At 64.3% G+C, this 13,602-nt stretch carries 18 protein-coding genes; 10 read left to right on the top strand and 8 right to left on the bottom strand.

Going from position 1 to position 13,602, the window contains the following annotated elements; genetic code table 11:
* Window positions 1-254: 254 nt before the first annotated feature.
* Window positions 255-746, bottom strand: coding sequence for a GNAT family N-acetyltransferase (locus LPA35_RS15885; RefSeq protein ID WP_207402132.1), 492 nt, complete (start codon window positions 744-746; stop codon window positions 255-257).
* A 46-nt stretch (window positions 747-792) separates the two neighbouring features.
* A complete protein-coding gene (locus LPA35_RS15880; RefSeq protein WP_228897626.1) occupies window positions 793-1,473 on the bottom strand; it encodes a cytochrome b/b6 domain-containing protein in 681 nt (226 codons plus the stop codon).
* Window positions 1,474-1,632: 159 nt separating this feature from the next.
* Between LPA35_RS15880 and LPA35_RS15875 the strand changes: the two genes are divergently transcribed.
* The gene (locus LPA35_RS15875; RefSeq protein WP_055394996.1) at window positions 1,633-2,088 is read left to right on the top strand and encodes a cytochrome c; all 456 of its coding nucleotides are present in this window, start codon (window positions 1,633-1,635) and stop codon (window positions 2,086-2,088) included.
* A 236-nt stretch (window positions 2,089-2,324) separates the two neighbouring features.
* Here the strand turns inward: LPA35_RS15875 and LPA35_RS15870 are convergent, their stop codons facing one another.
* Window positions 2,325-2,828, bottom strand: a complete 504-nt coding sequence (locus LPA35_RS15870; protein WP_121422005.1) for a peroxiredoxin — start codon at window positions 2,826-2,828, stop codon at window positions 2,325-2,327.
* 204 nt (window positions 2,829-3,032) lie between these two features.
* On the opposite strand from LPA35_RS15870, the gene LPA35_RS15865 reads away from it, so the two are divergent.
* The 5 genes from LPA35_RS15865 to ptsP are packed head-to-tail and all read left to right on the top strand — an operon-like array spanning window position 3,033 to window position 7,317.
* Window positions 3,033-3,581 carry a hypothetical protein gene (locus tag LPA35_RS15865; protein WP_228897625.1) on the top strand — a complete coding sequence of 183 codons (549 nt, stop codon included), beginning with the start codon at window positions 3,033-3,035 and terminating at the stop codon, window positions 3,579-3,581.
* Window positions 3,578-4,864: an MFS transporter gene (locus tag LPA35_RS15860; RefSeq protein WP_228897624.1), complete on the top strand. Its 1,287-nt coding sequence runs from the start codon at window positions 3,578-3,580 to the stop codon at window positions 4,862-4,864. Before LPA35_RS15865 ends, LPA35_RS15860 begins: the two co-directional genes overlap by 4 nt.
* Window positions 4,861-5,313, top strand: a complete 453-nt coding sequence (locus tag LPA35_RS15855) for a PTS sugar transporter subunit IIA (RefSeq protein WP_228897623.1) — start codon at window positions 4,861-4,863, stop codon at window positions 5,311-5,313. The genes LPA35_RS15860 and LPA35_RS15855 overlap by 4 nt, the downstream gene beginning before the upstream one ends.
* Window positions 5,282-5,551 (top strand): HPr family phosphocarrier protein, encoded by a 270-nt coding sequence (locus tag LPA35_RS15850; protein WP_055395006.1) that lies wholly within the window; start codon window positions 5,282-5,284, stop codon window positions 5,549-5,551. The genes LPA35_RS15855 and LPA35_RS15850 overlap by 32 nt, the downstream gene beginning before the upstream one ends.
* Entirely contained in the window at window positions 5,548-7,317 is a 1,770-nt protein-coding gene (gene ptsP / locus LPA35_RS15845; RefSeq protein WP_228897622.1) for a phosphoenolpyruvate--protein phosphotransferase, read from the top strand. Before LPA35_RS15850 ends, ptsP begins: the two co-directional genes overlap by 4 nt.
* A gap of 84 nt (window positions 7,318-7,401) precedes the next feature.
* Here ptsP and LPA35_RS15840 read toward each other — a convergent pair whose 3' ends face one another.
* The 5 genes from LPA35_RS15840 to LPA35_RS15820 all read right to left on the bottom strand — a co-directional run bounded on the left by LPA35_RS15840 (window position 7,402) and on the right by LPA35_RS15820 (window position 11,116).
* A complete protein-coding gene (locus LPA35_RS15840) occupies window positions 7,402-8,235 on the bottom strand; it encodes a DMT family transporter (protein WP_121507820.1) in 834 nt (277 codons plus the stop codon).
* A gap of 102 nt (window positions 8,236-8,337) precedes the next feature.
* Window positions 8,338-9,048, bottom strand: a complete 711-nt coding sequence (locus tag LPA35_RS15835; protein ID WP_121507819.1) for an AraC family transcriptional regulator — start codon at window positions 9,046-9,048, stop codon at window positions 8,338-8,340.
* A 32-nt stretch (window positions 9,049-9,080) separates the two neighbouring features.
* On the bottom strand, window positions 9,081-10,061 hold the full coding sequence (gene lipA, locus LPA35_RS15830; protein WP_055396226.1) for a lipoyl synthase: 981 nt from the start codon (window positions 10,059-10,061) through the stop codon (window positions 9,081-9,083).
* Between the two features lie 15 nt (window positions 10,062-10,076).
* Complete coding sequence (lipB, locus tag LPA35_RS15825; protein ID WP_228897621.1) at window positions 10,077-10,772, bottom strand: lipoyl(octanoyl) transferase LipB; 696 nt, start codon at window positions 10,770-10,772, stop codon at window positions 10,077-10,079.
* Between the two features lie 26 nt (window positions 10,773-10,798).
* The gene (locus tag LPA35_RS15820) at window positions 10,799-11,116 is read right to left on the bottom strand and encodes a YbeD family protein (protein WP_228897620.1); all 318 of its coding nucleotides are present in this window, start codon (window positions 11,114-11,116) and stop codon (window positions 10,799-10,801) included.
* A gap of 276 nt (window positions 11,117-11,392) precedes the next feature.
* Here LPA35_RS15820 and LPA35_RS15815 point away from each other — a divergent pair, with 276 nt between their 5' ends.
* Genes LPA35_RS15815 through LPA35_RS15800 form a run of 4 tightly spaced genes read left to right on the top strand, consistent with a single transcriptional unit; the run spans window position 11,393 to window position 13,599 of the window.
* Window positions 11,393-11,866 (top strand): ATP synthase subunit I, encoded by a 474-nt coding sequence (locus LPA35_RS15815; protein WP_228897619.1) that lies wholly within the window; start codon window positions 11,393-11,395, stop codon window positions 11,864-11,866.
* Between the two features lie 19 nt (window positions 11,867-11,885).
* A complete protein-coding gene (gene atpB / locus LPA35_RS15810) occupies window positions 11,886-12,764 on the top strand; it encodes a F0F1 ATP synthase subunit A (RefSeq protein ID WP_121422014.1) in 879 nt (292 codons plus the stop codon).
* Between the two features lie 60 nt (window positions 12,765-12,824).
* Window positions 12,825-13,094: a F0F1 ATP synthase subunit C gene (atpE, locus tag LPA35_RS15805; RefSeq protein ID WP_007847749.1), complete on the top strand. Its 270-nt coding sequence runs from the start codon at window positions 12,825-12,827 to the stop codon at window positions 13,092-13,094.
* A 34-nt stretch (window positions 13,095-13,128) separates the two neighbouring features.
* Window positions 13,129-13,599, top strand: a complete 471-nt coding sequence (locus LPA35_RS15800; RefSeq protein WP_007847746.1) for a F0F1 ATP synthase subunit B — start codon at window positions 13,129-13,131, stop codon at window positions 13,597-13,599.
* Window positions 13,600-13,602 lie beyond the last annotated feature (3 nt).

The following is a 13,602-nucleotide window of genomic DNA, read 5'->3' as shown; positions in this document are numbered from 1 at the left end:
TCGTCACGAAGCTGCGAAGTGTAGGAAGTTGGCCCGGTGCCAACCTGCGGGTTGGGTGCGAACTGCACGCCACGGGTGGCGGGAGGTTCGCGCGCCGCGATGGACGCGTTGGAAGACAACACCGTGGGGCTGCCCCACGGCTCGATCCTGATCAACAGGCTCGAAGTGCTTGGCACCGGGCCGGTCTGATTCTATAGTTGCTATAAATTTAATAGCTATTGATGCAATATCAGTGAGCGCTAGGCACCAAAAACTCAAGAAATATCAACCTTGAGGTAGTGCGCCCCCGCAATGGGGTTGTGGTAGTAGGGTGGAATCTCTTCAAAGCCCAGGTCGGTGTACAGCGCCCGGGCCGATTCCATGTCGTCGAGCGTGTCGAGCAGCACGCAGGCGTAACCCGCCTGGCGCGCCCGGTCGAGCATGGCCTCCGCGAGTTCGCGGCCCAGGCCGAAGCCCCGGAAGGCTTTGCGCACGTACAGCCGCTTCATTTCGCTCGCGTTGGGGTAGTCGGCCGTATCCAGTGGCCGAAGGGCGCAGCAGCCGGCAATCGCCCCTTCGACCTGGGCCAGCAGCAGTGCGCCGCGCGGCGCGCCGTAGTCGCCGGGCAGGCCCGCGAGTTCGGTCTCGAAGTCCTGGAAACACAGGTCTACGCCGAGGGTGTCGGCGTACTCCCGGAAGATGGTGCGGACCGCTTCCATCTCGGCGGGCGAGGTGGGGGTCAGCAGGGTGACGGAAGGCTTGTCCAAAACGCAGTAGTTCAAAACAGCGGAAGCCTCAGTGTAGCGAGTCTGGCTAGAACCCCGCCGCAGCCCCCAGAGAGGACACCCACCAGGCCAGCGCGGCACTGAGGGCCAGCACCACCAGCGCCACGGCCCGGCTGGTCAAGTCGTCGCGAGACGGCGTGGCCGGGGCGGGCAGCAGCTTGTCGCCCTGCAGCATGGGCCGGACGAGGCGTTGGCGGCGAACCAGCACATAGAAAATGATGGCGATCAGGTGCAACCCCACCAGCCCCAGCACCAGGTACTGGCCAATTTCCTTGTGGTAGCCCGTGGCCTGGCCGACCACTGCATTCGACACAAACCGGGTGAGCGGGCCAGTGAAGGCGATCTCGTCATCACTCAGCAAACCGGTGGCCACCTGGGCCACCAGCACGGCCAGCAGCGCAAAGACCGACAGGGCGCCCAGTGGGCTGTGGCCAATGCTGTCTTCGGCGTGGGCTGAGCCGCGCAGATACCGCAGCACCCGCATCGGGGAGTACAGAAAACTCGTGAAGCGCGACCAGCGCCCGCCCATCAGCCCCCAGACCATGCGGAACACCAGCAGCGCCAACACGCCGTACCCCAGCCGGAAATGCCATTCCATGGCGTTGCCCCCCACCTTGGCGGTGATGACCAGGCCCACGACGCTCGCGGCCAGCGCCCAGTGGAAGATGCGGGTGGGAAGGTCCCAGATGCGTACGGAGTGTTGCGTCATGGCGGCGGGGCAGGGTGGTTGGACGAAGGGTGGTGGGCCGCATTGTGAAGGAGGCGGGGTCAACCCGAAAGAGCATGCCCGCTGCGAAATGGGCGGTAAAACGGCATACTTGCCCCGGGCTCTCAGAGCCTGTCCACCCCACGAAAAAGGAATCTCCCTATGAAAGCACTTGCCGCGTTCGCCCTTGCCGCCGCTACGCTGACCTTGTCCGCACCGGCCTCTGCCCAGTTCGCCAAGGCGGAAGACGCCATCAAATACCGCCAGAGCGCGCTGTTTGTGATGGGCCAGCACTTTGGCCGCCTTGGGGCCATGGCCAATGGCCGTATCCCGTTCGACGCCAAGGCCGCGCAGGAGAACGCGGACGTGGTGGCGCAGATGGCCAAGCTGCCCTGGGCGGGATTTGGCGCGGGCACCGACAAGGGCGCGCCCACCAAGGCACTGCCTGAAATCTGGACCGAACAGGCCAAGTTCAAGGAGCATTCTGACAAGCTCGAAGCCGAATCCGTCAAGCTGGCCGCTGCGGCCAAGACGGGCAACCTGGACAACCTCAAGACCGCATTCGGCGCGGCCGCCGGCACCTGCAAGGCCTGCCACGACAATTACCGCGCGAAATAGGGTACATCCCCCTGAGCGGCTGAGCCGCTTCCCCCTTCTCTCTACGCGCTACGCGCTCCGGGAAGGGGGGCGACGCCAGCGCGGCGGGGCGGCCCTTGCGCGGCGTCCGCTCCTCTGAGCAACGCCAGTTTCAGATGCCATTCGCAAAATTGATAGCTGCTGGCGCTTTATCCATAAGCGCAAGAGGCCGATTTCTTACGAAATCGGCCTCTTGTTTTTGAAGGTGTTGTGGTGGCTCAGGTTTCTGCGAGCAGCTTCTCGATGAGCTGGTGCAGTTCGGGGAAATTCGGGGCACCTACATAGGTCTTCACAATCTCCCCACGCTTGTTCACGATGAAGGTCGAGGGCGTGAGCCGCACATCGCCCCAGGCCTGGGCCACCTTGCCAGTGTTGTCGATCGCCACCTTGAAGGGCAGTTTGCGGGTTTCGGCAAAGTTCACCACGTAGCTGGGCGGGTCGTAGCTCATGGCCACGGCGAGCGTGTCGAAGCCTTTGGCGTGATACTTGTTGTAGGTGGCCACGATCTCGGGCATTTCGGCCACGCAGGTGGTGCAGCTGGTGGCCCAGAAATTCACCAGCGTGACCTTGCCGCGCAGATCGGCGGTGGATTGGCTCGTGCCGTTTAGCAACACGAAGGTGGATTCCGGTGCCGCAGAGCGGCCTGTATCCAGGTACACATAGGCACCCACGGCCGCAAATGCTGCCACTGCCACCCCTGCCGCCCAATGCTTGATCGCCATGACTTGTCCATTCATCCTGAAACTGTGGCCCCTGTGGGTACCCGGGCCTGCTACCGGCATTGTGCCGGACCTGCCCTAACAACAACGCCCGTCTTCACGGGTGGCCCGCAGGCCGAACTTGGGATGGAGTCGGCTTGGCGGGCAAAAGTTCGCCCGCAGGGGATGCCGCCTGTTGATCTGGGTCACTGTGCCGATAATCGACCGATGAACTGGACACCAACCCGGGCTGCTGCCCTGCCACCGTTGCTGTGGCTGCTCGTGGGCTGCAGCCCTGCGCTGAACTGGCGCAGCGTGCCTTTGCCCAACGCCGGCATCACCATCACCTTGCCTTGCAAGCCTGACCAGGCCACGCGCACGGTCGAACTGGCGGGGGTGCCCGTCGAGCTGTCCATGGCGGGCTGCGATGCCGACGGCGCCACATTTGCCGTGTCGCATGCGGCCCTGGCAGACCCTGCCCAGGCGGGTGCTGCCCTGCGGCACTGGCGGGCCGCTGTGGTCGCCAACCTCGGCGCGGGCGCCGCAGCCACGGCGGCTGATACGCCGTATGCCCCCAAGGGTGCACTGCCCCTGCCGCAGTCGGTGCGCACCGTGGTGCAAGGCCAGCGTGCCGATGGCAGCCCCGTGTTTGCCCAGGGCGTGTGGTTTGCGCGCGCTGCGGGGCCGCAGATGCGGCTGTACCACGCGGTGGTTTACACGGGCAAGCCTCGCCCCGAGTTGGCCGACCAGGTCTTTGCAGGGATGGTGCTCCAATGACCGGGCATGCGGTGCTGCCCAGGCGGGCAGCGGTCATCGTTTTTCTGGCCTTTGCCTTCGCCTACTTCCTGTCGGCGCTGGTGCGGGCGGTGACGGCCACGCTGGCGCCCACACTGGCGCAGGAGTTTTCGCTGCAGGCCAGCGACCTGGGCTTGCTTGCGGGCGGGTACTTTCTGGGCTTTGCGGCCACGCAGCTGCCGCTGGGCACCTGGCTGGACCGGCATGGCCCGCGCAAGGTGGCGCTGGGATTTCTGGGCGTGGCCGTGGTGGGCAGCCTGGTGTTTTCGGTGGCGACGGGGTTTTCGGGCTTGCTGGCCGGGCGTGTGTTGTGTGGTGCGGGCGTCAGCGCCTGCCTCATGGCGCCGCTCACGGGCTATAGGCGCTGGTTCGAGCCCACGGCGCAGATGCGCGCCAACTCCTGGATGCTGATGACGGGCTCGCTGGGCATGGTGGCGTCCACGCTGCCGGTGCAGTGGGCACTGCCCTTGGTGGGATGGCGGCCGCTGTTCTGGGGGTTGGCGGCGCTGATCGCGCTGTCGATGGTGGTGATTGCCGTCTGGGTGCCCGGCTGGGCGGCGGGCACACCGGGCGCGGGCGGTGGTGGTGGTGGTGCCACGGCGGAGCGCGGCCCCAGCAGTGTCACTGTGCCACCGGGCTATGCGATGGTGTGGCGCCACCCGTATTTCCAGCGCCTGGCGCCCCTGGGCTTCTTTGTGTACGGCGGCATGGTGGCCATGCAGACCCTGTGGGCAGGCCCATGGATGCAGCGGGTGGCGGGCTACTCGCCGCTGGAGGCTGCCACGGGACTGTTCTGGATCAACGTGGCCATGCTCTGCACGTTCTGGACCTGGGGCATGGTCAACCCTTGGCTGCTGCGCAAGGGGCTGGGGGCCGACCGGCTGATGGCTGCGGGCTTGCCGCTGTGCCTGGTGGTGTTGCTGGGCATCATTCTGGCGGGGCCGCAGGCGGGAGGCGGTGCCTGGGCGCTGTTTTGTGTGTCGTGCACGTTTGTGTCGCTGTCGCAGCCTGCGGTGGCCATGGCGTTCCCGCAGGCGCTGGCGGGGCGCGCGCTGTCAGCCTACAACCTGGTGATTTTTGCGGGCGTGTTTGTGGTGCAGTGGGGCATTGGCCTGGGGGTGGACGCCTTTGCCGCGGCGGGCCTGTCAACGGTGCAGTCGTTCCAGGCCGCGATGGCGGTGTACCTGGCGTGCAACGCGGTCGCCTACGCGTGGTTCCTGCTGCAGGGGCGGCGCCATAATGTGCTGCAAACCACCACGCCATGAGCACCACCAGCATCCTCATCATTGCCCACGCCCCGTTGGCCCATGCACTGCGCGAATGTGCGCTGCATGTGTTTCCCGACTGTGGCGACAACGTGGCCGCTCTCGACGTGCAGCCCAACCAGCCGCCCGAAGAGTCGCTGGCGCAGGCCCGCATCACGCTGCAGCAGCTGGGCGCAGATTCCACCCTGGTGCTCACCGACGTGTTTGGTGCCACCCCCTGCAACGTGGCGCAGCGCGTGATCGAGAACGTGCGCTCGCGCCTGGTGACGGGGGTCAACCTGCCCATGCTGCTGCGGGCCGTGAGCTACCGCCACGAACCCCTCGACGCGGTGGTCACCCGCGCCGTGGTGGGGGGCACCCAGGGCGTGATGCAGGTGGCCATCTCCGCGCCGCAGAACCAGAACACCCGTAATCGACATGATCAAGACACGTACGACCATCAGCAATAAATTGGGCCTGCATGCCCGCGCTTCGGCCAAGCTGACCAAGCTGGCTGGCAGCTTCCCCTGTGAGGTTTTCATGAGCCGTGGCGACCGCCGCATCAACGCCAAGAGCATCATGGGCGTGATGATGCTGGCCGCCGGCATGGGCACTGAGGTGGAGATTGAAACCAACGGGGATCGTGAACAGGAGGCCATGGATGCCCTGCTGGCCTTGATTGCCGACAAATTTGGTGAGGGTGAATGACTTTTTCCGTCCACGGTCTCGCAGTCGCTCGCGGCATTGCCATCGGCCGTGCCGTGCTGGTGGCGTCCAGCCGTGTGGACGTGGCGCACTATTTTGTGAAGCCAGAACAGGTCGAGGGCGAAATTGAGCGGGTGCGCAACGGCCGCAATGCCGTGGTCGAGGAACTGCAGCGCCTGCAGACCGACATGCCCGCCGATGCGCCGCATGAGCTGACCGCGCTGCTCGACGTGCACCTGATGCTGCTGCAGGACGAGGCCCTCACGGGCGGCGTCAAGCACTGGATCACCGAGCGCCTCTACAACGCCGAGTGGGCGTTGACCACGCAGCTTGAAGTCATCGCGCGCCAGTTCGACGAGATGGAGGATGAGTACCTGCGCGAGCGCAAGGCTGACCTGGAACAGGTGGTCGAGCGCATCCTGCGCTACATGAAGGGCGTGGCCAGCCCCGTGGCGCCGCCGGTCAGCAGCCCGCGCCGCCACAAGCAATTGGGCCTGCAGCAAGACCTGCTGCTCGACGACACGGTGGACGTGCCCCTGGTGCTGGTAGCGCACGACCTCTCGCCTGCCGACATGCTGCAGTTCAAGCAAAGCGTGTTTGCGGGCTTTGTGACCGATGTGGGCGGCAAGACCAGCCACACGGCCATCGTGGCGCGCAGCATGGACATCCCGGCCGTGGTCGGTGCGCGCGCCGCGAGCCAGCTGGTGCGGCAGGACGACTGGGTCATCATCGACGGCGATGCAGGTGTGGTCATTGTCGATCCGTCGCCCATCATCCTGGCCGAATACGGCTTTCGCCAGCGCCAGGTGGAGCTCGAGCGCGAGCGGCTGGCCCGGCTGCGCCACACCCCCGCGATCACCATCGACGGCCACAAGATCGAGCTTCTGGCCAACATCGAACAACCCGGCGACGCGGCCGCCGCCGTGCGCGCCGGGGCCGTGGGCGTGGGCCTGTTCCGCAGCGAATTCCTGTTCATGGGCAAAACGGGCAACCTGCCCGGCGAGGACGAGCAGTACCGCGCCTACTGCGAGGCCATTGACGGCATGCAGGGCCTGCCCGTCACCATCCGCACCATCGATGTGGGCGCTGACAAGCCGCTGGACCACAAGAGCCACAAGGACAACTACCTGAACCCCGCGCTGGGCCTGCGCGCCATCCGCTGGAGCCTGGCCGACCCGGCCATGTTCCGCACCCAGCTGCGCGCTGTGCTGCGTGCGGCGGCGCATGGCAAGGTCAACCTGTTGTTCCCCATGCTGGCGCACACGCACGAAATTCAGCAGACGCTCGCCCAGGTGGACCTGGCCCGGGGTGAGCTGGATGCGCGTGGCGAACCCTACGGCCCGGTGCAGCTGGGCGCAATGATCGAGGTGCCCGCCGCCGCGCTCATGGTGCGCACCTTCCTCAAGTACTTCGACTTTCTCTCCATCGGCACCAATGACCTGATCCAGTACACCCTGGCCATCGACCGCGCCGACGAGGCTGTGGCCCATCTGTACGACCCGCTGCACCCCGCCGTGCTGCGCCTGGTGGGCGACGTGATCGCCGAGGGGGAGCGCCAGGGCAAGAGCGTGTGCGTGTGTGGCGAGACGGCGGGCGATGTGACCATGACGCGGCTGCTGTTGGGCCTGGGCCTGCGCAGCTTCTCCATGCACCCCGCGCAGATCCTGGCTGTGAAGCAGGAGGTGCTGCGCGCTGACACGCGCAAGCTGGCGCCCTGGGCGCAGCAGGTGCTGGAGGGCGACGAACCTGCGGCGTTGCTGAGCTCTTGAGCGATAGGTTTTGCTCTTAAAATAATAGCTGTTAGCGCTTTATAGATGAGCGCTAGAGGCCAATTTTACGCGTATTTCTCATGGTCAGCGCGCCCGCATCCCCATCACTGCCGCGCTGATGATCATCACCGTGGCCAGTGCGATGCTCCAGCTGAACGAGCGGCCACTCACCACGATCAGCAGCGCGGTGGACGCCAGCGGCGTGATGTAGCTCAGGATGCCGATGTGCCGCGCGTCCCCGAGCTTGAGGGCCTTGTCCCACATGAAAAACGACGCCCCCAGCGGCCCCAGGCCCAGCACTGCCAGCAGGGCCCAGTCGCGCGGCTGCAGCGCCACGGCGGGCTCCAACACCACATGGCACAACAGCGACAGCACGCCGGACACCAGTCCGAACAGGCCGATGGCTGTGGTCGGAAAAGCCGCCACGCGCTTGGTCATGAGCGAGTACGTGGCCCAGATGAATGCTGCGGCCAGCGCGGGCAGGTAGCCCCAGGCCAGCGTGCCACTCAGCTCGCGTCCACCCGCAATCGCAATGGCTGCACCCGCAAAACCCAGCAGCGCCGCCAGCACATGCGGCAAGCGCAGCGCCACAACGGGCAGCACCACAGGCGAGAGCACCACGATGAACAGCGGCCACAGGTAGTTCACCAGGTTGGCCTCCACGGGCGGCGCGTGGCGCAGCGCAATGAACAGCAGGAAGTGGTACGCAAACAGGCCATACACACCGAGCGCTAGCGTGCGCAGTGGAATGCGCCACTGCGACGGGTCACGCAGCACAAACGGCCAGGCTGGCACGCTGCCGATGATGAGCGCAATGCCCGTGAGCAGGAACGGTGGAATGTGGGTGAGCGAGACACCCAGCGAGGCGAGGGAGGCCCACAGCGCGATGGCGCCCAGGGCGTACAGGTTGGCTTGCATGGCGCCGAGCTTACGCGCGCAGGACATTCGGAATCGTCGCGCAACGACGGTCCGTCGTCGCGTGGTGATCGTCTGCTGGACGCGGCAGCCTTTGTCAGTGATTCAGTGATCTTCAGCGCGCCGCAGTGCCGCCGTGAGGGCCGAGGGCGAGCGGTAGCCCGTGCGCCGCGCCACTTCGGCCACGGCCATGCCTGTGCCCCGCAGCAGCCGCGCCTGTGCCAGGCGCTGGCCGCGCAGCCAGGCCATGGCACCCATGCCCTGGTCTTCGCGGCACCTGGTAGCGAACTGGCTGGGGCTCAGATGCACCTGCGCCGCCAAGTCGGCAACGTTGAGTTCGCGGTGCCATTGCAGGGCAGCCCAGCGCTGCAGAGCAGGCCAATCGATAGTGCGTTGTCGCGTGGATCGGTGGAGGGATGTATGGGGCGTTGAGCCCGCCAGCCACGCTTCCAGCAGCAATGCCGGGCCGTGGGTCTGCGCCAGCGGGCGGCCTTGTTGCAATGCGCTGGCCAGGTAGTGCGCCAGGGGCAGCGCATCGGTGGGCAGTGCGGTAGTGAGCTGCGCGCTGGCGCACTGCGCCCAGCCGGGGTGGGCGCTGTCGAGCACCAGGCAGACGCTGCCGCGCGACGATTCGAAGTCGTGGCGATCCCCCGGCGCAATCACGCAGCCGCCACCGGGCGCCACGCGCACACCGTGCCCCGCGACTTCCAGGTCCAGTGCGCCGGAGAGACCCAGCAGTATCTGGAAGTGATCGTGGCTATGGCTGCCCGGCGATGCGCCGTAGCGCCGCAGCGAGAGCGATTCCGCTGCGCCCATGATCGTGCTCTGGGTTGCGCGTCCCGCCAGGCTTAAACGCCAGCGGCGTGCGCCTGCTGGTCCGCGTGGTAGCTGCTGCGCACCATGGCGCCGACCGCAGCGTGGCTGAAGCCCATCTTGTAGGCCTCTTCCTCGAACATCTTGAAGGTGTCGGGGTGCACGTAGCGGCGCACGGGCAGGTGGCTGTTGCTGGGCGACAGGTACTGGCCGATGGTCAGCATGTCGATGTTGTGTTCGCGCATGTCGCGCATCACCTGCAGAATCTCTTCGTCCGTCTCGCCCAAGCCAACCATGATGCCGCTCTTGGTGGGGACATTGGGGTGCAGGGCCTTGAATTTTTTCAGCAGGTTCAGGCTGAACTGGTAGTCGGAGCCTGGGCGCGCTTCCTTGTACAGGCGGGGTGCGGTTTCCAGGTTGTGGTTCATCACGTCGGGTGGCGCGGCTTTCAGGATTTCGAGCGCACGGTCGTCGCGGCCTCGGAAGTCGGGCACCAGGATCTCGATCTGCGTAGCGGGCGACAACTCGCGGATGTTCTGGATGCACTCCACAAAATGGCCGGAGCCGCCGTCGCGCAGATCGTCGCGGTCCACGCTCGTGATCACCACGTACTTGAGCTTGAGCGCGGCGATGGTCTTGGCCAGGTTCAGGGGCTCGTCCTTGTCCAGCGGGTCGGGGCGGCCGTGGCCCACGTCGCAGAACGGGCAGCGGCGCGTGCACTTGTCGCCCATGATCATGAAGGTGGCCGTGCCCTTGCCGAAACACTCGCCGATGTTGGGGCAGGAGGCTTCTTCGCACACCGTGTGCAGCTTGTGCTCGCGCAGGATCTCCTTGATCTCGTAGAAGCGTGTGGTGGGGCTGCCCGCCTTCACGCGAATCCACTCGGGCTTCTTGAGCACTTCGCCTTGCTCGACCTTGATCGGAATGCGCGAGAGCTTGGCGGCCGCTTTTTGCTTGGCCAGCGGGTTGTAGGCTTCGGTGGATTGCGCTTCGCGGACGACTTCAGGGGTGCTCATGGCATGTAGGCAGGTTCAGGGCGCCAACCGGATGCTGAGCTGCTGGCCCAGCACCTGCGCGGCTTCTTCCCAGGTGGTGTGGACCCCGATTGTAGAAAGGTCCACCGTTTGCAAACCTGCGTAACCGCAAGGGTTGATGCGCGCAAAGGGCTCCAGGTCCATCGCCACATTGAGCGCCACGCCGTGGTAAGTGCTGTGCCGACTGACCTTGATACCCAGGGCGGCGATCTTGCCCAGGCCCTCGAAGTCCGGGATTGGCGCCGCCGTGCCGATGCGCTTTTGCGGACGCTGCGGCAGCAGGGCGTGGCTGTGTGGGTCGTCCAGCCGCACATAGATGCCAGGCGCGCCGCCCACGCGGTGGCCCGTGATGCCAAAGTGCGCCAGCGTGCGGATCACGGCTTCTTCCACGCGGTAGACGTACTCCTTGACGAAGTAACCTGCGCGCTGCAGGTCGATCAGCGGATAGGCCACCACCTGGCCGGGGCCGTGGAAAGTGACCTGCCCGCCACGGTTGGTGGCTACCACCGGAATGTTGCCCGGGTTCAGTACGTGATCACTTTTGCCTGCGAGCCCTTGTGTGTACAGCGGTGCGTGCTCGCACATCCAGAGCACGTCGGGTGTACCGGCCGAACGCGCGGTGGTGTAGTCCTGCATGGCCTGGACGGTGGTGGCGTAGTCCACGCGGCCCAGCATGCGAATGTCGATGGTCATGCGGCAAATATGCTGCAGCCCCGGGGCTACAGCACCACTTTCACCAGGGGGTGTGACGACAGTGCGCGGTATAGGTCGTCGAGCTGCTCCCGGCTGGTCGCGGTGATGGTGATGGTTACTCCGAGGTAATTGCCAGCGCGGCTGTCTCGCAGTTCAATGGTGCTGGCGTCAAAAGTGGGGTCGAACTGGCGGGCCAGCTCAGTGACAGCATGCACAAAGCCGTCCACCTTGGCGCCCATGACCTTGATGGGGAAGCTGGAGGGGTATTCGATCAACGAGTCTTTGCGTGGATCGTTAGCCTGTGTGTCGAGGCCATTGGCAGGTGGTGGGCTGGAGGTTGTCATGGTGCGTACTGCTTCGGTTTCAATAGCTGGCGGGGCTTTGCCATTGTGCGCCAGCGGGGTTGTTGTGCTGCCGCTTGGGTGCAGGCAGCCTGCCCCAGGCCAGTGCACGGCAGTGCGGGAAGGATGGGAAAAGCCGTTGGCCTGTCACCACAACAGCGCATGCACGCGCACCGGTTTTGGGCCGGGCTTGCAGGTCTTTGTCGTGCGTCACGGGTTTTTACTTATAATTAGAGGCTTTGTGAAAGTTGCAGTCTGTAACGCGGGCGTCATTCAACAATGAAAACAATCCCGCCTGAGACTGAAATTGAGGCTGAAGAATCTGACTTCAAGCCCCTGACGGCCGAGGAGGCCGAGGTGTGGCGCAGTCGCAATCCTTCCATCTCTGTGTGGAAGGTGGTGGCGGGTCAGGCACTGGTCGGGATGCTGGTGGCCCTGGTGGTCTGGGCTCTGACGGGCAGGGCATCGGTGGGCTGGTCTGCGGCTTATGGTGCGCTGGCTGTGGTGGCTCCGGCAGCGTTGTTTGCACGCGGTGTGTTGCGCCATTCGGCGTCTTCCAAGCCGCGTGCTGCCATGGTGGGATTCTTTGGTTGGGAGATTGCCAAGATCGTGCTGACGGTGGCGCTGCTTGCTGCGGCACCTCGGCTGGTGTCGGGCTTGAGCTGGATTGCCTTGCTGGTTGGCATGGTGGTCGCAATGAAAACGTACTGGGTGGCGCTTTTGGTGCGACCCGGTGTCCGAAAAACCGATTGATATAGAGAAGAGTTGTCCGATGGCCGCAGAAGCGCACGCTCCGACTGCAAGTGAATACATCGTTCACCACCTGCAGCATCTTCAAAACGTCAACCAGACCAAGATTGTTGATTTCACCGTCATCAACTACGACTCGATCATCGTCGGTCTGGTTCTGGGTGTGCTCACCCTTTTGATTCTGTGGTCAGCTGCCCGTAAGGCAACCTCCGGTGTGCCCGGTCGCTTCCAGGCGGCGGTGGAAATGCTGGTCGAGATGGTGGACAACCAGGCCAAGGCCAATATCCACAACGCCGAGAGCCGCAAGTTCATTGCTCCTCTGGGTCTCACGGTGTTTGTCTGGATCTTCCTGATGAACTTCATGGACATGTTGCCGGTGGACCTGCTGCCCGCCATCTGGGCCAAGATCTATGGCGCTGCTGGTCATGATCCCCACCACGCCTATCTGCGTGTCGTGCCTACGGCCGACCTGTCCACCACCCTGGGGCTGGCATTTGCTATTCTGATCCTGCGCTTCTGGTACAGCGTCAAGATCAAGGGCGCTGGCGGCTGGGCGCATGAACTCGTGTCGGCTCCGTTCGGCACCAGCAAGAACCCCATCTTCGCCCTGATTCTGGGCGTCGTGAATCTGCTGATGCAGATCATTGAATATGTCGCCAACACCGTATCGCATGGCATGCGGTTGTTCGGCAACATGTACGCCGGTGAACTGGTGTTCATGCTGATCGCCCTGATGGGTGGTGCGGCTGCACTGTCGCTGTCGGGTGTGCTGCTGCCTGTGGGCCACGTCATCGCTGGCACCATCTGGACGCTGTTCCACATTCTGGTGATCTCTCTGCAAGCCTTCATCTTCATGATGCTTGCACTGATCTACCTCGGTCAGGCGCACAACGCGCACTAACGGTTCCCTTTCGCTTCCCTTTTCTTTTTCAACCTTTCTTTTTTTAACTCAGGAGTCATCATGGAAAACATTCTCGGTCTCGTCGCTCTGGCTTGTGGTCTGATCGTTGGTCTGGGCGCTATCGGCGCTTCCATCGGTATCGCACTGATGGGCGGCAAGTTCCTCGAATCGTCGGCACGTCAGCCTGAACTGATCAACGAACTGCAAACCAAGATGTTCATCTTGGCTGGTCTGATCGACGCCGCCTTCCTGATCGGCGTGGCTATCGCTCTGCTGTTCGCTTTCGCCAACCCCTTCGCTTCGACGTTCTTGGCCAACCTGCCCAAGTAAGTCCCGTTCAACGCCACTCTAGAAAGGTGTTGCCGTGAGTATCAATGCGACCCTGTTCATTCAGGCCATCGTCTTCTTGATCCTGGTGTGGTTCACGATGAAATTCGTGTGGCCCCCGATCGCGAAGGCGTTGGATGAACGAGCCCAGAAAATCGCCGAAGGCCTCGCTGCTGCCGACCGTGCCAAGTCCGAACTGACCGCTGCCAACCAGCGCGTCGAAAAGGAGCTGTCACAGGCGCGCAACGAAACGGCCTCGCGTCTTGCGGACGCCGACCGACGTGCCCAGGCCATCATCGAAGAAGCCAAGGCACGCGCCACGGAAGAAGGCAACAAGATTGTTGCCTCCGCCCGTGCCGAAGCCGAGCAGCAAACGGTGCAAGCCCGCGAAGCCCTGCGTGAGCAGGTGGCAGCGCTGGCCGTCAAGGGTGCTGAGCAGATTCTCCGCAAGGAAGTCAATGCCGGCGTTCACGCCGACCTGCTCAACCGCCTGAAGACCGAGCTGTAAGGG

Source organism: Acidovorax sp. Leaf73, from assembly GCF_916855635.1.
Taxonomy (GTDB): Bacteria; Pseudomonadota; Gammaproteobacteria; order Burkholderiales; family Burkholderiaceae_C; genus Acidovorax; species Acidovorax facilis.
The sequence above is the reverse complement of the archived record's forward strand: the minus strand, read 5'-3'. Positions and strand labels throughout refer to the sequence as shown.